General features: G+C 41.9%; 17 protein-coding genes. 10 read left to right on the plus strand and 7 right to left on the minus strand.

The annotated features are described in order from the left end of the window. Window positions 1-19: 19 nt before the first annotated feature. The gene (locus V7K49_RS00565) at window positions 20-1,795 is read left to right on the plus strand and encodes a hypothetical protein (RefSeq protein ID WP_335204098.1); all 1,776 of its coding nucleotides are present in this window, start codon (window positions 20-22) and stop codon (window positions 1,793-1,795) included. Between the two features lie 53 nt (window positions 1,796-1,848). Further along, window positions 1,849-2,268 (plus strand): helix-turn-helix domain-containing protein, encoded by a 420-nt coding sequence (locus V7K49_RS00570; RefSeq protein ID WP_335204099.1) that lies wholly within the window; start codon window positions 1,849-1,851, stop codon window positions 2,266-2,268. A 50-nt stretch (window positions 2,269-2,318) separates the two neighbouring features. On the opposite strand, the gene V7K49_RS00575 is transcribed toward V7K49_RS00570, so the two are convergent. The 5 genes from V7K49_RS00575 to V7K49_RS00595 form a co-directional block, all read right to left on the minus strand. Next, window positions 2,319-2,561: a hypothetical protein gene (locus V7K49_RS00575; RefSeq protein WP_334873885.1), complete on the minus strand. Its 243-nt coding sequence runs from the start codon at window positions 2,559-2,561 to the stop codon at window positions 2,319-2,321. A 286-nt stretch (window positions 2,562-2,847) separates the two neighbouring features. Next, a complete protein-coding gene (locus V7K49_RS00580) occupies window positions 2,848-3,513 on the minus strand; it encodes a helix-turn-helix transcriptional regulator (RefSeq protein ID WP_335204100.1) in 666 nt (221 codons plus the stop codon). 58 nt (window positions 3,514-3,571) lie between these two features. Continuing rightward, window positions 3,572-4,051 carry a hypothetical protein gene (locus tag V7K49_RS00585; RefSeq protein WP_334873881.1) on the minus strand — a complete coding sequence of 160 codons (480 nt, stop codon included), beginning with the start codon at window positions 4,049-4,051 and terminating at the stop codon, window positions 3,572-3,574. Between the two features lie 164 nt (window positions 4,052-4,215). Then, window positions 4,216-4,839, minus strand: coding sequence for a superoxide dismutase (locus V7K49_RS00590; RefSeq protein ID WP_334873879.1), 624 nt, complete (start codon window positions 4,837-4,839; stop codon window positions 4,216-4,218). Between the two features lie 497 nt (window positions 4,840-5,336). Continuing rightward, complete coding sequence (locus V7K49_RS00595) at window positions 5,337-6,890, minus strand: YcjF family protein (RefSeq protein ID WP_334873878.1); 1,554 nt, start codon at window positions 6,888-6,890, stop codon at window positions 5,337-5,339. A gap of 454 nt (window positions 6,891-7,344) precedes the next feature. Here V7K49_RS00595 and V7K49_RS00600 point away from each other — a divergent pair, with 454 nt between their 5' ends. From V7K49_RS00600 to V7K49_RS00620, 5 genes are all read left to right on the plus strand, one after another. Then, on the plus strand, window positions 7,345-9,135 hold the full coding sequence (locus tag V7K49_RS00600; RefSeq protein WP_335204101.1) for a sensor histidine kinase: 1,791 nt from the start codon (window positions 7,345-7,347) through the stop codon (window positions 9,133-9,135). A 141-nt stretch (window positions 9,136-9,276) separates the two neighbouring features. After that, the gene (locus V7K49_RS00605; protein ID WP_334873874.1) at window positions 9,277-9,801 is read left to right on the plus strand and encodes a DUF937 domain-containing protein; all 525 of its coding nucleotides are present in this window, start codon (window positions 9,277-9,279) and stop codon (window positions 9,799-9,801) included. A gap of 111 nt (window positions 9,802-9,912) precedes the next feature. Further along, window positions 9,913-10,467 (plus strand): pyridoxamine 5'-phosphate oxidase family protein, encoded by a 555-nt coding sequence (locus V7K49_RS00610; protein ID WP_335204102.1) that lies wholly within the window; start codon window positions 9,913-9,915, stop codon window positions 10,465-10,467. Between the two features lie 32 nt (window positions 10,468-10,499). Continuing rightward, a complete protein-coding gene (locus tag V7K49_RS00615) occupies window positions 10,500-10,667 on the plus strand; it encodes a hypothetical protein (protein WP_273767588.1) in 168 nt (55 codons plus the stop codon). A gap of 107 nt (window positions 10,668-10,774) precedes the next feature. Further along, complete coding sequence (locus tag V7K49_RS00620; protein ID WP_335204103.1) at window positions 10,775-10,918, plus strand: hypothetical protein; 144 nt, start codon at window positions 10,775-10,777, stop codon at window positions 10,916-10,918. Window positions 10,919-10,926: 8 nt separating this feature from the next. Here the strand turns inward: V7K49_RS00620 and arfB are convergent, their stop codons facing one another. Together arfB and V7K49_RS00630 are read right to left on the minus strand one after the other, a co-directional pair. Further along, window positions 10,927-11,343 carry an alternative ribosome rescue aminoacyl-tRNA hydrolase ArfB gene (gene arfB, locus V7K49_RS00625; RefSeq protein WP_334722360.1) on the minus strand — a complete coding sequence of 139 codons (417 nt, stop codon included), beginning with the start codon at window positions 11,341-11,343 and terminating at the stop codon, window positions 10,927-10,929. Between the two features lie 47 nt (window positions 11,344-11,390). Beyond that, on the minus strand, window positions 11,391-11,645 hold the full coding sequence (locus V7K49_RS00630; RefSeq protein ID WP_273767590.1) for an RNA-binding S4 domain-containing protein: 255 nt from the start codon (window positions 11,643-11,645) through the stop codon (window positions 11,391-11,393). 251 nt (window positions 11,646-11,896) lie between these two features. On the opposite strand from V7K49_RS00630, the gene V7K49_RS00635 reads away from it, so the two are divergent. From V7K49_RS00635 to dpdE, 3 genes are all read left to right on the plus strand, one after another. Continuing rightward, the gene (locus V7K49_RS00635) at window positions 11,897-12,124 is read left to right on the plus strand and encodes a hypothetical protein (RefSeq protein WP_334868480.1); all 228 of its coding nucleotides are present in this window, start codon (window positions 11,897-11,899) and stop codon (window positions 12,122-12,124) included. Between the two features lie 863 nt (window positions 12,125-12,987). Further along, window positions 12,988-14,136 carry a reverse transcriptase N-terminal domain-containing protein gene (locus tag V7K49_RS00640; RefSeq protein WP_335204104.1) on the plus strand — a complete coding sequence of 383 codons (1,149 nt, stop codon included), beginning with the start codon at window positions 12,988-12,990 and terminating at the stop codon, window positions 14,134-14,136. A 249-nt stretch (window positions 14,137-14,385) separates the two neighbouring features. Continuing rightward, window positions 14,386-17,694, plus strand: coding sequence for a protein DpdE (dpdE, locus tag V7K49_RS00645; protein WP_335204105.1), 3,309 nt, complete (start codon window positions 14,386-14,388; stop codon window positions 17,692-17,694). Window positions 17,695-18,284: the final 590 nt, after the last annotated feature.

The raw sequence follows: 18,284 nt of genomic DNA on the forward strand, positions 1-18,284 counted from the left end.
AGTCAGTTGAGGTTATTTGATGCCTACCACAAACAAGGAGCGGGAAATACGAATCGCCCAAAGAAGGGTTGAAGGGTTTGCCCAGCAGTTTGGGGAAGCACACCGCAACTTGGCTCGTCACGCGGCGTTTCCTTTGGTACTTACACCCGATTTACTCTACCAAATTTGGGCAAACTTTGTCCCTGAAGCCCCTTGGACTGCGGTAGCTCATGTGTTGCTGTCACGGTTGTGTCGGCAAGTGGGTTATGAAATGTATGAAATGGATATTGCTGACCGGAATTTGTTGTTGCGGGAATTGAAGGAGGAATCGGGGCAGGAAAGATTTGACGATCTGGGGGAGTTTTTGCTGGATTATGTAGCGCAGCGATTGATGGATGATGACGCAGATACGCAGGATTTAGCACAAGCTCATGAGTGGACAGCGTTGGCGTATACTAAGCCGGATGAGGCAGCGCGAGAGTTAGCGCAGAGATTGAGTGAGAGAGTCCAGCAGGAAGATATGGGGGAGGTTTTGAGGTTGGCTTCGTTAGTGGAGAATTTGGCGGAGCCTTTGGTGAAAGCAGGCTTTGAGCCTTTGTTGGCTTACAGTCATGGAATGGGGTATTTTGCACGCGGGGATTTGGAAAGCGCAACAACGTATTTAGAAGGCTTACTAACAGAAAATCGCCGATTAAAAATTGCAGGACTTAATCTATTGGTTCATAGAAAAATAGCTAGTTATATGGCAATAAGTAGCAAGTTAATGCAAAAATTATTACCTTTGCTTAGACCCCCGATGGAGAATGAAAGTCAGCGTGGGGGGTATTTAATCAGGGCATTGGGGACAGATAATCCAGTGCTGTACCGCATAGTTTTGAATACACCCACAAATGATTTTATTCCCAGTTTAGTGAATGAGTTAGTTGCCTTCGGGGACATCTCTCCTGGTAAACCTGCACTTTGTGCGTTATTAGAAGTTATTCGTGAAAATGTCGGTGTAGACAAACAGCTAGAAATTGATAATTTGCAGCAAAAGATTATAGAAGAACTGACAAAAAAAGAAAAGTCAAGTTCAGTTGAAACTGACAAACATAGCAGAACCAAGCAAATGAGCTTCATTACTGAACTGCGAACCCGTTTGATTAGTGACAAACAAGTTTATGACTTATCCCGAAACGAAGAGTTTGCAGAGTTTAACTTTATAGGTTTGAAGGAAACTCCCCTATCAGTAGATTTAGTTGCTTTTACCAAAGCTGATGGCTTCACCGAAAAGCAGATTGTGGATCTACGTGATAAGTTTTTCAACATTACGCAAATTGTATCTTATGATTTTGGTTTAAAACCTGGCCCAAGAATGCCAAATGGTCTTTTGGGTTTGGTGTTTGAAGATGAATGTCCTCGTTATTTAATAGAGTTTATTAAAAAGCAGACAAAAATCTCTCACTGGCAAAGAAGCGCTGTCCTTGTTTCTTGGGTAATTGATGTTAAATATAAGCAAATCTATACCCATAACAATCCAGTTTCATTATTTCCCCCTGTAGTGATTATGGAAGATTCGGTATTTCCCGGATTAGAATATTTAAAATCTTTTATATATACCTATCGTTCTCCATCTATTCATTTAGATAACGATACAAAAGCAAGTATTCAGAATTTTGGTAGATTAGAATCAAGATTAGAAGAAATCTATAAAATTATCAAAACTATACCAGAACAGCAGTCTAAATATAACTTTCCCAACGCCAAAAGAGTGCAAATTTTTGAGCAAGTTGATACTTACATTGAGAATAACAATACTATAGCGGTTTTCAGTTGAGTGAGAGACAATCAAATGTACTATAGAAATAAAAGAAGTAAAATTTGTCACCAATGAAAGCATATTCATTAGATTTGCGGCGGAAAATTACAGAAACTTATGAACGCGAATCTATATCTCAACGTAAGTTGGCAGAGCGGTTCAGAGTTGCCCCAAGTTTTATATATAAACTGCTCAAACAATACAGAGAGAAGGGGACGCTAGAAGCTAAGAGTCATGGAGGTGGTCAAAGTCTGAAACTGAGTCCAGAGAACATAATAGTTCTGGGAGAACTCGTAGAACACAAGAATGATGCCACTTTAGAGGAGTTGAGAGAACAACTGTATGGACAGACTCAGGTTCTCTTGAGTAACTCCACTATTAGTCGTGTATTGACTCGTTTGGGATTGACCCGCAAAAAAAAACATTTCAAGCTAGCGAAAGACAAACAGAACGAGTGCAAAACTTACGCAGAGAATACCGTCAAGAAATGACCATGTTATCTGTGGAGGATTTGGTCTTCGTAGATGAAGCGGGAGTAAACTTAGGTATGACTCGCCAATTCGGACGTTGTAATTGCTGTATCAGCTAAATCTTGTTTTTCTTCATCGTTAGGATTTTGCGATGCTTCTGCTAAGGCTTTTACTTGTTTTAGCACTTTCTCTTTATTTTTTGGTGTTAAATTTTCTTCAGCTTCGATAGCTGTTTGTAATTGTATTAATAATTCTTTAATTCCCAGTTTTTCTGGTTCGGGTGATGCAGGTAATTCATTGACAGTATTTGTCACTGGAGTTTAGACTAGTTCGCGGTGCGAAACTAAATTTTCAAAAAATGAGAATATGGATTTAAGCTATTTCCAGCAACCTCAGCCAAGGTTTATATGCTTCATAGAATAAGCTTTCTGAGTTTTGCACTCCTGACTAGTCTAAACTCCAGAATTTAAACGCGAGAATAATTCTTTAATCCAAAATCTAAAATTAAACTGTGAGCAACTGACGAGAGCGTTGGGGTCAATCTAAAATCTAAAATCTAAAATCCTCTCATTGTGTGACACCCTCACACCCTTGTGTTTCTTAGGAATCAATAGCTTGATCATAGCCAGAAACACGATAAGCGCAGCGGCGATCGCCACTTAAAATATGTTCGACTCGTTCAATGTTAACTGTAGAACCGAGTAACCTTGTGAAGACTTGTAATTCTGAACTGCACAATTGAGGACACTTTTGAGCAGCAGTACAAATTGAACAGTGATTTTCCACTAGCAGAAATTCATCCGCTGACTCCTCAATCACCTCTGCCATATACCCTTCCTGAGTCCGGAAGCAAGCAAGCACAGCCACTCGTTCCTGCCATAAAAGACTATCTGACATTTTGGCTGAATAATTTTGAATTTGAGTTTGGGTGCGCTGTGCAATTAACGCCTCTAACCCATCCATCCCAAATACTTGAGTTACCCCCTCAATTAGATTCACCACCAAGTCAGTGTGATGATTAGGGAAAAAATTCATGGCTTTATCTGTCAAATACCACAGCTTTAGCGGACGACCTACAGCTTGACGTTCTTCTGTATAAGTCACTAATTGCTCATCTTGCAGAGTTTGTAAATGTTGACGAATTGCCATTGGTGATACTTGCAACTGTTGAGCTAAATCAGCTGCCGACTGTTGTCCTTTGATTTTAAGTAAATAAAGGATTTGATTTTTAACTTTTACCCGCTCAACTGTAGCAGATTCATCCATGCTAACTGGATAGACCTTTATTGACTGTCTACCTAGATTAACGCAATTTTAAAATATTTTAAGTGTTTGGCAAGTGATATTGTGCTGTCCACCCCAACAATAGACCTAGCCATGCCAATGCCGTTGAGAAAATAATAAACTTTAACCTGCCCCAATGTCTCACTGTTAATACCATCATGACAGTAGAATTGATTGCAGTTATTAACCCAATGGCAATTGGTTGTGAAACTGGTAAGTTGGATTTTACTTCATGGATGAGTATAGTTATGGCACTGCTCATCAACCCTGAAGTCAAGGCTATCAGCAGATTCTGTTGAAAATTATTTTCAGTAGTGTAATAGATGTTTGAGTTATCAAAATTTGCTAAATGCCAATGGTAAAAGAGAATTCCTAAACCCCATAATCCAAAATTAATTCTCAAGGTCCCCAAGGCAAATCCGACAATTGCATAGATTAAAACTGTGATGCAGCTAATAAAAATAACTCTATCAATTTTGGCTACTCGATAATTTTGATAAGTGTAATGAAATTTACGCATATAGCGATCGTATTTGATTTGTGAAAATTTAAAGCTACAGATCCCCGACTTCTCAAAGAAGTCGGGGATCTTTTTTAGCGTTCCCGCTCTTTAGCATCTGGCGTGAGACTACAGGGGGGTCTAATAAAGCGCACCTTTATTGAGAATTGGGATTACTTGATTAATTAGAGACTGGTTGATATGGCTAAACGGTTGTTCACCTCGTTCCAGTTAACTGTATTCCACCACTGTTTGAGATACTCTGGACGACGATTTTGATAGGTAAGGTAATAAGCGTGTTCCCAAACATCGTTGCACATAATAGGATTAGGATAATGACCTTCAGACCAAGGACAATCTTGATTAGGTCTACTCGTCACCTCCAATTTACCCCCAGCAGTCCGAACCAACCAGACAAAACCACTGCCAAACTGTTTGGCACCAGCATCATTAAACTGGGTTTTGAAGTTTTCAAAGTTACCAAAAGTTTCGTTGATGGTTTCTGCAATGGCTCCTGTGGGTTCACCTCCGGCATTGGGAGCCATCAGAGTCCAAAATACTGAGTGATTAAAATGGCCTCCTCCATTATTGAGAACTGCATTACGAACCGCTTCTGGCAAAGTGTTCAATTCACGAATCAATTCCTCTAGGTTTTTACTCTGTAAATCTGGATACGATGCCAACGCAGTATTCAAGTTGTTAACATACCCACCATGATGAAAATCATGATGAATCTCCATTGTTCGTGCATCAATGTAGGGTTCTAAGGCATCCGTAGGATATGGCAGAGGTTCCAAATTGTATGGCATAAACTCTTTTTTCTCTCAATGATAGGTTTTGATAGATTATTCTATCAAAAGCAAAAAAGCTTACCTCATAAGCTTTTGGGCGATTTTTTAGATGCGTACTGCTGCAAAGAAGCAAGCAACGCTTTGCGTTGCCGCAGGCTAGTATACTGTGGCATAAGTTTGCCTAGCTGAAGGTATGCCTTTGTGTTCTGGCACTGGGCAGTACCCATACGTGTTAACTTAAGGTAAAAACTTAGTCTGATAAGAAGAGTGAAAATTTTTCGATGTACCACCTAGATTTAGATCCCCCCTAACCCCCCTTTTTAAGGGGGAACTGGAATCGAGTGCCCCCAATTTATCGGGGGTTGGGGGATCTAAAACGAGGATAAATAGAGTGTTTAAGCTTAAGTTGACACCAATGGGCAATGCCGTGCCCCTACGGGTGTACCTCACGTAAACGAGAAACCCTATAGTATATTTACCAAAAAGAAATATTGCCCTCCTATGCTCAGAATATCCTAACCCTTAGCTTCCGTATCTTCCTCAACCACCTCAGATTTGTCTGTTAACGGCTTCACTACTCGCGCGATCGCTTCTTGAATAAAAGCCTTGATAAATTCATCTCTGCGATTAATCTGAAACTGTCGCTGCACAACTTCTGTCATTCCACCATCACCCCAATCTTGATCGTGACGAAAATATTCAATAAAACTTTTACCAGCAATTCGCGTTAAATAAGCTGCTGTCACGCCTTGAATCGCCCTACCAATAATAAAGGTGGCAACATTGAGCTGCAAAGCTGTAGATAATAATTGAATTGCTCCCTTGACAATGCCCAAACTGGCGATCGTTTTCGCTAAAGAAAGGGCTAACTCTCGTCCCCGTTCCATATTCAATTCACAGCCGTAGACTCTGCCAATTTCCACAACCATTTGAGCATTAACAGCAGCTGTCGCCAGCAAATCTACCACTGGTATCGGCGTGACTGATACTACACCAGCCCCAATCCACTGAAACCGTTCTACGATTTTGTCAGCTTGACGGCGACGCTGGCCATCAATGAGTTTTCGCGCCTCGTCTCCCAATCGCAGAGATTGCAAAAGAATGTTATCTGCTACCAAATCTTCACCCTCAGCCCGTAAAACAGCAGCCGTGCGCCGCAATAAGGGAACAATATCCGGTTCCGGCTGAAAGGTTTCGCCAGTTTCTAGTTGTGCAGGTTGGGGATTAGCAGCGATCGCCACCACATCATTAGTTGCAATAAATCCCAGTACCCGTTGACGCAACCTAGCGAGGATAGCTTCTTTATCTTCATCTGTATAGAGATCAGTTTTGTTAAGTACCAGGAGCGATCGCTTACCAATCTCTGCCAACCCCCGCAGCGGCTCATATTCTGAGCGCCGTAAGTCATTATCTACCACAAACAACAGTAAATCTGCTTCTGTTGCCAGTTCTCGCGCCATTTGTTCCCGTTCCGTTCCCGCCACCCCTGCTTCTAAAATCCCTGGTGTATCTGTAATTAAAATCTTGCGTTCTAATCCCTTCAACCGTAGACAATAAGTTTCTCCAACCTGGGTTGTACCCATAGGTGCATCCACCTGACCAACCATGCGTCCCATAATCGCATTAACTAGAGAAGTTTTACCAGCACTTCCCGTACCAAATACTACTACTTGAATTTCACCCCGGGCTAAGTTGGCTTCAATTTCTCGCGATCGACTTAATAAAGCCTGGCGGGCTACCTCATCTTGAATTTGTGCTACCTGTTGTCGCACAGCTTGGAGAGTTGTAGAAGCAGCATCAGATTTAGCAGCGGGAATTTGCGCCGCAGTCACTCGCTTCGGGTTGCGGCGCGATCGCTTTTCCCCAGATCGAATCACCAATACATAATAAACAAAAGCAGCAACCAACGCTCCTATGAGGAGAATCAGCAGCAACAGCAGCAAATTACCTAGCAACGGCGAATAGGACAATTGCCAATAGAGGCGCGATAGGGAATCAATTAGCCATAGGGCTAGCCCCAAAATGACGATCAGACCAACAATCAGCGTTACTATGCGTGACAGAGGCATGGTTGGGAAAGATTAGTGGGTATTCAGTAGGCAGATGCTTCTAATCTTAATAGTTTCAGTATTTTTTACCAGAGTGCTAGGAAGGAGCTTTTGATCAACGAGGCTGAAGTTTGAGCTTCTGAGTCCATCATAAATTATAAAACTGAGTAGGAGCGATCGCCTCCAGCAATAACCAAAAAAGCGATCGCATTGTCATACCAATGAATCTGAATCAAATATTTCCTGAAATTGGATGAGTGGGTATTCAGTAAGGCAGATACTTCTAATCTTTATAGTTTCAGTATTTTTGACCAGGGTAGAAAAATGCAACTTTTGATAAACTAAGAGCGCATTTTGGATCAAATTTGCTTCCACTCTCTACATATTTGCATCCCCATGTTCTATCACCTACGGCTAGATTCGTTGTTTTTGATGAAAAACCGCCTCCTAAAAAAATTCAACAGCGAGTTACACCATGACTGCGACACTTGAATTAAGATACTTTAACTCGGTTCAACAAAGATTTCATCGGCTTAGTATTCAACAAAAAATTTTTTATGGGTACGGTGTGGCTTTGGGAATTGCAGTTTTGGGAACAACAGTGGGGTTGGTAATAGGCGATCGCTACTTCCAACAAGCCAGACAACATCATCTATTGATAGATGAAGAAGGAAGCTTGTTAAGTAGTTTGCAAGGCGAACTGTTGCAAATACAGATCCGACAGCAAGAAATAGTGCCTTTTTTACAGCAGCCGCAAGCGTTGCAAAGGGGAATTTCTGATTTTAAAAGCGATCTAGCGGAAGTGGAAACGTTGCTTTCTCAAACGCAGGAATTTAGTCAAACTAATTCGCAAGGAGATTTACAAGCTCTGCTCACAAAGCATAACAGCACGATAGTCGGATATATTGAACAACTCAGATCACTGATTCCGCAAATTTTGCCATTAAGTTCACAGCCTGAGGGAGCTATAAAAGCACAGCAATTAATCTCGAAATTCAGTCAAAGTCAGGATGCTCTTAAGTTTTATCAATTTGCCCATGAATTAACCAACTTTGCTAAAACAGTTCAAGAACGCCAAGAGGGAGCTGATGTAGCCAAAAATAAGGCTGCACTCATGCAAGTTCAGATTCTTATTGCTAGTATGCTGCTGTCAGTGCCGATCGCTGCCATCCTAGCTTTCTACACAAGTAAAATCATTGCCCATCCCATTAACACGGTGACGAATATTGCCCAACGAGTTACCCAAGAAGCTAATTTTGATTTGCAAGCACCTGTGACCACAGAAGATGAAGTTGGGGCGTTAACTAGCTCCCTTAACCAGCTAATTCAACAGGTGAAGCATCTTTTAGAAGAACAACAAGCCGAGGCGCAAGTTCGACTAATTCAAAGTGAGAAAATGTCTAGTTTAGGACGGATGCTGGCTGGTGTCGCCCACGAGATTAATAATCCGATAAATTTCATTTCTGGCAACCTCATACACGCGAAAACCTATACTAACGACCTATTATCGCTACTACAAACATATATTGCGGAAGTTCCTCATCCTTCCACTGCTTTGCAAACTTTAACAGAAGAAATTGATTTGGAGTTTCTTTTAATAGATTTACCAAAACTCTTCAACTCAATGGAAGTTGGTGCTGATCGCACGCGAGAAATTGTCCGAAGTTTGAAAGATTTCTCTCGTTTGGATGACGAGGAAATGCAGTTAGTAGAATTACACGCTTGTATAGATAGTACACTTTTGATTCTGAACAATCGCCTGAAAAATGGAATTAGCCTTGTTCGCAGCTATGGAGAGATTCCACTGATTCCAGGCTACACAGGTTTACTTTATCAGGTATTTATGAATGTTCTTAGCAATGCCATCAATGCTTTAGAAGAAAAATCAGCTAAGAATCCGGAATTTCTCCCTGAAATCACCATTGTTACAGAATGCTGGCAGAATGATTTAGTGATAGTGCGAATTGCAGACAACGGCTCTGGTATTTCACCAGAAAATCAGAAAAAGATATTTGAAACATTTTTCACAACCAAACCACGAGGCATTGGTACTGGTTTGGGGCTAGCGATCGCATATCAGATTGTAGTAGAAAAACATCAGGGTAAAATTACTTGCCTATCTGAGTTAAATCGAGGTACAGAGTTTGCGATCGCTCTGCCCACACTTCGACCCTTCTCTACGAGAGGCTGCGCCAACGACAAAGCTCAGGGCAACGCAGGCTCAGTGACCGCCGCAGGTCTCGCTGTCCCGATTTCTCACCCTTGAGCTAGTAGCTTTTGAAATTTTATTCGTTCATTATGATCTGGCGGGTTCTAATCTTTTAGTAGACTTACGAAAGTCCGCTGACACCAAACACTTCAAGCCAGTTTTGGCAAACTTTTTCAGAACAAAGAGAGAAACAAACTTATGGGACTTTTCGATCAAATTCTTGGTGCCGTCACTAATCCCAATCAACAGGGCAGCTTAGGGCAACTGGGAGGTATTATTAACACTGTACAACAGTTGAGCGATCGCACTGGTACAGACCCGTCTACCATCCAATCAGTTTTGTCTATTGTGGGTGGTCAAGTACGTTCTGCTTTACAAGATAAGCAAGCCACAGATGGTAATGAAGCCACACAAACTCTAGTGAATCAATATGCTGGTACTTCAGCTAACCCCGAAGCCGTCGATTCGCTGTTTTCTCCTCAGATACAACAGCAGGTTGCTGAGGTTGCTGCCCAGCGCACTGGATTGGATGCTGGTATAGTTCAACAATTGCTACCTTTAGCAGTACCTTTGGTGTTAAAATTTTTGCAATCAGGTGCCAATGCTCAGAATCCCCAAGCTGGCGGCAATCCTGTGCTGAATTCTTTCTTGGATGCTGACGGTGATGGTGATGTGGATATCGCTGATGCCATCCAAATGGCTAGTCGGTACATGAGACAATAACACTTTGTAACTCCCCACTTGCTTAGACATCGGCAATTAGGGCTTGCTAGATATTTAGCTAAGACATAGCCTAAGAAGAAGGGAAATTTGCAAATATAAATCAGACAGTCTATGTCTAAGTTTTTTGACTGTATTACTGACGAACTGCAAGACTTTATTGCTGCTCAACACCTTTTCTTTGTTGGCTCTGCACCTTTGAGTCCTACGGGTCATGTCAACCTGTCTCCTAAAGGTTTAGGCTGCTTTTGCATCCTCTCTCCCAACCGAGTAGGTTACGTAGACCTTACAGGCAGTGGTAACGAAACATCAGCCCATTTGCAAGAAAATGGGCGGATAACCTTCATGTTTTGCGCCTTTGAGGAACCTGCGTGTATCCTGCGTCTTTACGGTCAAGGAAAGACGATTTTACCAAGTTCTCCAGACTGGGACTCCCTGTATTCTCTGTTTTTGCCGATGCCTGGAACTCGTCAAATTATCGTCGCTGATATTGAACAAGTACAGACTTCCTGTGGTTTTGGCGTACCACTCTATGAATATCAAGGTCAGCGCCAGACTTTAGTAAACTGGGCTAGTAAAAAAGGTGAAGAGGGAGTTCGAGAATTTCAACAGAAGAGAAATCTCGTCAGCATTGACGGTTTAGAGACACCACTAAGTAAATTACCGTGAATTTGACAAAAGCGGACTTTGGGGCATGAGTCATGGATTATTCAATTCGTCCACTCACACAGGAAGATGAGCCTTTTCTCTGGCAAATGCTTTATGAAGCAGCGCATATGGTAGAAGAAGGTAATTTGACAGTGCCGGATGTGTTAAGACCCTTTTGGATTGGTGTCACCACCAATTATTGCTTGGAACAAGTTTCCTAGTAAAGATAAAAACGCCGAAACTAAGACTACCAGCATTAAACTAGCAAGGGCAGCAAAGGGAGAGATGATGAATAAGAGTAAGAGCGCAAGCATCAAAATCGTTAGTAATGTCTTATTCATCTTTTTTCACCTTTAATAGTTGCTATTCTCAAGCTAACCAACTAAGTCATGCACTTGACCACAGTCAAAAGAAGGAATTAGTCTTAGTTCTCTGGTTAGATTTTGCAACCAAATGGAGTGCCAAAGTTTAATTTATAAATCAAGAATCTGTCACCTGCCCTCTGTTAGATTTAACCTGTCCGCGCTTAGTTTTGTAGTCAAGGCGCTTTCTTTGAGAACTGCGAGTTGGTTTCGTGGGTTTGCGTTTTATCGTCACTACAACAGCGCTTTGAATAAGTTCTTGAAGTCGTCTCAACGCTGACTCCCGATTGTTCTCTTGGCTTCTGTGTTCCTGCGCTTTGATTACGACAACTCCTTCCTGGGTGATGCGTCGATCATTCAGCTTTAAAAGCTGTTGTTTATAATAATCCGGTAATGATGAAGCTGCAATATCGAAGCGCAAGTGAATCGCAGTGGAAACCTTATTCACATTTTGGCCTCCCGCTCCTTGCGAACGAATCGCACTAATTTCAATCTCACTCTGTGGGATAATAACTTTGTTGGAAATTTGTAGCATTACTCACAAGACAAAAGACGAACTTGTTAATTTGAGATAAAAATCCTTTACTCGGTTTGTTCGGCAAAATCTATTACTACGTCTTGGTCTTCATTGTTATTCAAATTCACCTCTAAAGTCTGTCCTTGTATTGTCACTTTATCACCCGGTACTAGTCGCCGTCCTCGTCGGGTTTCCAACATACCGTTTACTTGGACATCGCCACCTTGAATCATCAGCTTGGCTTGCCCTCCAGTTGGCACTATACCCATCAACTTTAAAAATTGATTTAACTTAATTGTGTTGTCTCTGATTTTCTTCATAGTAAATAAAACTACATCACCTTAATTGTATCGTGGCGTTATCAAGCCAAAGCGTGAATTTGTTGCACCAGATAATCAGCTATAGCAATCCTATTTGATTTGAAAACATTTACAGGCTCAGACCTCCGACTTCTTCAAGAAGTCGGGGGTCTTTTTGTTCGTAACTGATTTAGGATTGCTATAATAACAATTCTCTAAGAGACTACACAAAATCAGGCTTGGTTAAACTTGGGGCAAAATCCCCTTGTTCTATGCAATCTCACAGTAATCGGTATAAGTACAGCATTTCATTAATTCGTAGCGAATTAAATTTGGCAATACCCTGCAATGCGAATGCGTCGCCTGACAATGCCAATGCATCACCTGACAATGCAAATGTATCGCTTTACAATCCCAATGCGTCGCCTTACAATGCCAATGTATCGCTTTACAATCCCAATGCGTCGCTTTACAATCCCAATGCGTTGCCCTGCATTTAAAACGCTACGCTTTTACACAAAACTTTATTAAAGAATGTGGATTTATAGCAGTTTTCATTGACATTGAACCACATATGTTGTGGGGGCACAGCATTGCTCATAGGTGTCAACTTAAGCGCAAACCTTTTAAAACCTCGTTAAGAACCTCTGGCTGGAAATGCTCCTCATTGGGCTGCCGCAAGTCTTGAGGCAGCAGCCCTCCCATTAAGCATTCCCAGTCAGAGACTCTTAACGAGACAGACTCTTAACGAGACACGACTATATTCTCTCTTCTACCCAAGGGATGCAAGAGCAGGTGTCAGTGTGCGATTCGTTGGTTAGGGAATCACGGTATCCAGTCCGTAAATAACTAACCCAGCCTGACAGCAGATTACTGTCACTAAAAGGCTGAACTCTCGGTTTGATGCAGGTGCAAGCCCTGCCATTCAGACTCAGAATTGACTCCTTATCTGCCCCCACCGAGTAAGCTCGATTCTTACAGAGTGAAGCGGGGAACAGGGTGCAATCAGACAGCCGTTACGGGTTGACACTGGCGCTAATAGGGAGTTCCTACGATGAAACAGAGCCTAGAAAAGTGACCTACCTGCAAGCAGGGCGTAACACAGAACCCCTGACTTCACTGGAGAATTAATTCCCGCCGCATTTACTGACCATAACGGCAAGAGTCTAGGGAATCCAGTGGTTAAAGTGGCTACATCTAACGGGACTATCAATCTCTCCGAGGGAACGAATAAAAACTAACTGTGGGTCTTAAGGCAGTCGAACCTTAGGTAGCCCAGACGAGCGGAGGAATCCCCACAGTTAGGGTAGGACAGACCGTAATTGGTCTGAGGTGTTCAGAAAAATACAAACCAGAGAAGAGAATGATTAGACACAGTGTCAAAACTAGTGAATCTTGGAAAAGGCTACCGTGGAAGAAATTCCGCAAGACTCTCTTTCGCCTTCAAAAGCGCGTATTTAAAGCTGTTCAAGTTGGAGACAAGAGGAAAGCTAGGTTACTCCAAAAGCTTATTCTAAAATCTACCTCGGCTCGATTTCTTGCAATAAGACAAGTATCACAGCTACTAGCGAATATCGCACTCAACGGGATTGAGAGTATCCATAGGTACCACGACGGTCACAAACGAGGTAAGAAAATCACAGACAACACCCCAAAAGGGAGCATTGTCGAGCCATCAATCCGTTATGCGGATGACATGGTTATCATACTCCGTCCCGAAGATGACGCGATTGAGATACTTGAAAGAATCAGCGAGTTCCTCCGTAAACGCGGAATGAATGTAAGCCAAAAGAAAACCAAAGTTACCGCCGCGACAGATGGGTTTGATTTCCTCGGCTGGCACTTTAAAGTCCAGAAAAACGGAAAGTTCAAAAGTGTTCCCTCAGTGGATAACTTCAAAGCTTTTCGCAAGAAAGTAAAACACATCGTCAACAACTCGAATTATGGTGCTAAGGAAAAAGCTGAAAAGCTTTCCCCAATAGTCAGAGGCTGGAGAAACTACCATAAGTTTTGCAAGATGGATGGGGCGAGGAATTCCTTATACCACATCGAAACAAGAGCTTACAAGGTATTCAATAAGGAAACCAAGCAAGACCACTACTCTAGTAAAACGTTGCTAGACAAGGCATTCCCAGCAGTTCCTCACTCCGAGAACAAACACGTCATGGTTCAAGGAATAAAATCCCCCTATGACGGTGAAGTAGCCTACTGGAGCGAACGTAACAGTAAGCTCTATGACGGCAAAACCTCTAAAGCTCTGAAAAAGCAAAGCCATAAATGTGCTTCCTGCGGACTGAAATTCGTAGATGATGAAAGGATACACCTACATCATATTGACGGAAATCATGAAAACTGGAAGAGTAAAAACCTTGAAGCGCTGCACGAAAGCTGCCACGACTACAAGCACTCAGGCAAAAAGAACCAATCCTGCGAAGACCAGGCAAACTTGGGAGAATATGCCACGCGGAAAATAGTGAAAGGTCATAAACACATTAGCAAAAGCGCAAGCTAAGAACATCGGAAGCTGGATGCGGTGAAAGTCGCACGTCCAGATTTAACTGAGAGGTGCCCCGGATAATACCGGGCATCGACTCAACCCAATGCACGTGATGTTTCGACCGATTCTCTCGGTTAGTTACAAGCTACTTCCCCTTGTGGCTGGGGCAGTTGACTATCTATAATGTTGATCGACAAAACTGCCAGATATAGGTGAACAAACTAGTCTGGAAGGTTCTTTTAGTGTGTTCAGGGGACTGGATCTATGATTAAGCTCGGTTTATTAGTACAGTCCCAGAATAACTCTTTGGGTATAGGAAAAGTTACTGAAATATCTGATGCCAATGCGATTGTTGAGTATTTCTGCTCCATAGGGCAACGTCTCCAAAAAACTTTACCTTTAAATTCGCTCTCTGAAGTCAGGCTTGAACCCCAGGCTCGATGCTATATTAAGTCCCAAAGCCAGGATAAATGGATAGTTGGCAGAGTTTTCATCTGGGATGAAGATACAGAAATGTATCAAATTGATTTACCAGATAAGAAAACTGCGATCGCATCTGTTGAAGACATTTACGTTCGTTGCAATTTACCCAACACAGACCCTATCGAAACTCTGGCGATGAAGGGTCACGAAACGCCTTACTTCCACGACAAAAGATTGGCTTTCGTTAAATCCTTGATTCAGCAACGCGCTGTCAGTCGCGGGATGACGGGACTGATTTCGGCAAATATTAATCTTTATCCTCACCAAGTTGAAGTAGTCAGGCGGGTACTGGAAGACCCAATTCAACGCTACTTGCTAGCAGACGAGGTGGGACTCGGAAAAACCATCGAAGCGGGTGCAATTCTGCGTCAATTCCTCCTCGATGAGCCGAAAAAAGGTGCGGTGGTATTAGTTCCGCAATATTTGCTCAAACAATGGCGCCTGGAGTTAGAAAACAAGTTTTACATCTCCCATTTTGGCAAACGGGTAGCGGTGCTAGCGGTTGAAGATATTCATAAAATCAACCTGAAAGCGAGGATAGGCTGCTTAATTTTAGATGAAGCCCATCATATCGCAGCAATGGCAACCTCTAAGGATGCAACAGTGCGCCAGCGTTTTGAGACTTGCAAAGAACTTGCTCATAAAAGCGATCGCTTACTTTTATTATCTGCCACTCCTGTTCTTAACCATGAGCAGGATTTTCTGGCTATGTTGCACTTGCTCGACCCGACAACCTATAAACTTGGCGATTTAGTAGGTTTTCGTGCCAAAGTTGAAAGTCGTCAGCAAATTGGTAAACTTCTGCTTTCTTTTAATGAAGATGCCGACCCTGTTGTTCTCAAAAGCAACTTGCAGCAACTGCGAAATCTCTTTGCTGAGGATAAGTATTTATTGAAGTTGGCGGATAATTTAGAAAACTTACAAGCAAATTCTCCTGAGCAAGACCAAATAGTCCAAGCGATTCGCACTCACGTCAGCGATACCTATCGACTACACCGCCGAATGCTTCGCAACCGTCGCGCTGCGGTGGAAGATGTGATATTTGACCGCAATTTTACGCCGAAAGAAGAGTATGATTTAGACGAGCGATCGCCTGATATCCACGAACTGCTCAATCAATGGCGTAGTGTTGCTTCTGGTGAAAAGCAATATCAGCGAATTTTTCTGTTGTTATTTCTAGCTTCTGGTACTTGGTTAAAGATTTTAGAGCAGGTAATTACCGCCCGGTTAACTGGTAAACCTGATTCTAAACTCATCCAGGAGTTTAAAGAAGATGATATTCGCCTATTAACTACAACCCCCAAATTCTCAGGGGAAGAAGAGATTCTGCAATCCTTTCTAAAAATTATTCGTCAACCTCAAGAGGACGGAGAACGGACGGAAAATTTGAAAACAGTGCTGTTGAATCAGCTAGGTACGTACTTCAAAATTCCTGCAAATGTTCGGAAGAATCAAAAAGAATTCGTCACGAGGATACAGCAGAGAATCAAGAGGCCAATTACCGGGGATATTCTGCCCAAATTTATTGTATTTACCAGTTTTGTGCAAACTTGTGGCGAAATTGTCCGGTATTTGTCTGATACCTTTGGTGCAGAGACAGTAGCTAAACATCAATTTGGAGAATCACCAGACAAAGTTGAGGAAGGCTTAAGTAAGTTCAAGAATAACCTAAACTGCTTTATTTTAGTATGCGATCGCTCTGGAGAAGAAGGACGTAACCTCCAGTTTGCCGATTGGTTAATTCATTTTGACCTTCCTTGGTCGCCTAATCAATTAGAGCAAAGAATTGGCAGACTTGACCGGATTGGCAGCAAAATTGGAGTCCAATCCTGTGCCTTGATTGGCCCCTATTTGCCAGATAGCCCTCACAATGCTTGGTATCAAGTATTGAAAGATGGGTTTGGTATTTTCCAACAATCAATTGCCAGCTTACAGTTTTATGTGGATGAGAAACTTACAGAATTAGAAACAACTTTGTTTCAATCAAGTGCGGCTGGATTGTTAGAGATGATTTCGCCAATTCAAGAGCAAATTCAAGCTGAAATAGCAAAAATTAGTGAACAGAATGCTCTAAATGAAATTGACGCTAACGATGAAATTGCCACCCAGTATTTTCAAGATTTAGATAATTACGATGCTTGCCATCTAGAAATTAAACGAGCAATTGAAGGCTGGATTTGTGATGCATTGGGATTCAGGGCACTTAATAACCCAGATTCATCAGAGATCCGACGTTATCAACCGACAACGCGGACATTGGTTCCCATAAATGAGTTAAAAAACCGTTTTGCTGATAGTTATCTAGACCAATTTGGTACTTATAATCGCAGGGTAGCAAATCAGAATTCTGGTATTAAACTCTTTCGGATTGGGGAAGGATTTGTCGAAGCCCTCTTAAACTATATAAACTGGGATGACCGAGGTGAAGCCTTTGCAATGTGGCGCACTGATGCATCTTGGGATCCTAAAGAAGGGAAGGAGTGGTTTGGTTTCCAATGCAATTATGTAGTTGAGGCAAATTTAAGAATCGCCAAACAAGTTTTACTAGATTACAAACTAGATAATTCTCAATTCAAAAACTTGCAGCGACGTGTCGATGCTCTATTTCCGCCAATTATAGAAACTATCTATATTGATGGTCGCAAGGAGCCAATACGTGTTGTTGAGGATAGAGCAATCTTAAGTATCCTGCAACGTCCATATAAAGATAAAAACAATAATCAAGGACGAGATTACAATCTGGCAAAAGAGCGCTTAGGAATTATTGACGATTTTGTTGACCCTAGTAAATGGCAAAATTTTTGCTATCAAGTGCGGAACACTTCTTCGGAATTACTCTCCAATCGTCCCGATTTTATTGACTTGTGCCAAAGTTGTGCTAATGTTGCCGAAAAGAAATTAGGCAATAGAGTAGAACAATTACGCCTACGCCTGAACCAACAAAGTTGGGATAATGCATTAGCTGAAGAATTGAAGATAGAAACTGCTTTAAATGCAGCCATTCTAGAGGGAATTCGCCAGCCTCAGATTCGGCTTGATTCTGTGGGTTTCATTATTGTATCGGGGCGATCGCTTGTGCAATTTGAGTGATATTATATTATCTACGGTTAAATAGCCTTAGTAACTGTACTAACCCCACCCCCTTAAATAGGGTGGGGTTTTTTAGGACTTCCAAATAAAAGTTAATAAGTAACTCAACCAAATTAAATATCAGACCTCTCTCTTGTTAGGAGAGAGGCTTTGACTCCCCCTTCCCGTTGCGGGAAGGGGGCTGGGGGGTTAGGTCTGTTTTATATTTTTTAAGGTTGTTTCACTTATCATAAGAGATTAACCGGATTCCTAATGAACCGTGGTTTATTAAGGAAGAAATGCTAATCTGAACTGTATTGGACTTTAAGCTCATCGCTAAAATTTGCCAAGTCCCATAATGTCAATAAGCAAGACAAGCAGTATCAAACAATTCTTTTACCGAGAATGAGAATTTCCTCTGCCCTTGGCAATGTGTCAGCGATCGTGAGGGTTTACAATAAAATTGTACTAGTACAGCTTGGCGGAAATAAACCAAGTATTAGATAGCCAACACTTTACCCTTGTATGTCCACTTAAAAGGTTTAGCCATTGTTTTATTAAAATAGTCGATAAATTCGAGAATTCGAGTTTTGAGGTCATCCTGGCTCTTG

The sequence above is a fragment of the Nostoc sp. genome, from assembly GCF_036919675.1.
Classification (GTDB): Bacteria; Cyanobacteriota; Cyanobacteriia; order Cyanobacteriales; family Nostocaceae; genus Nostoc.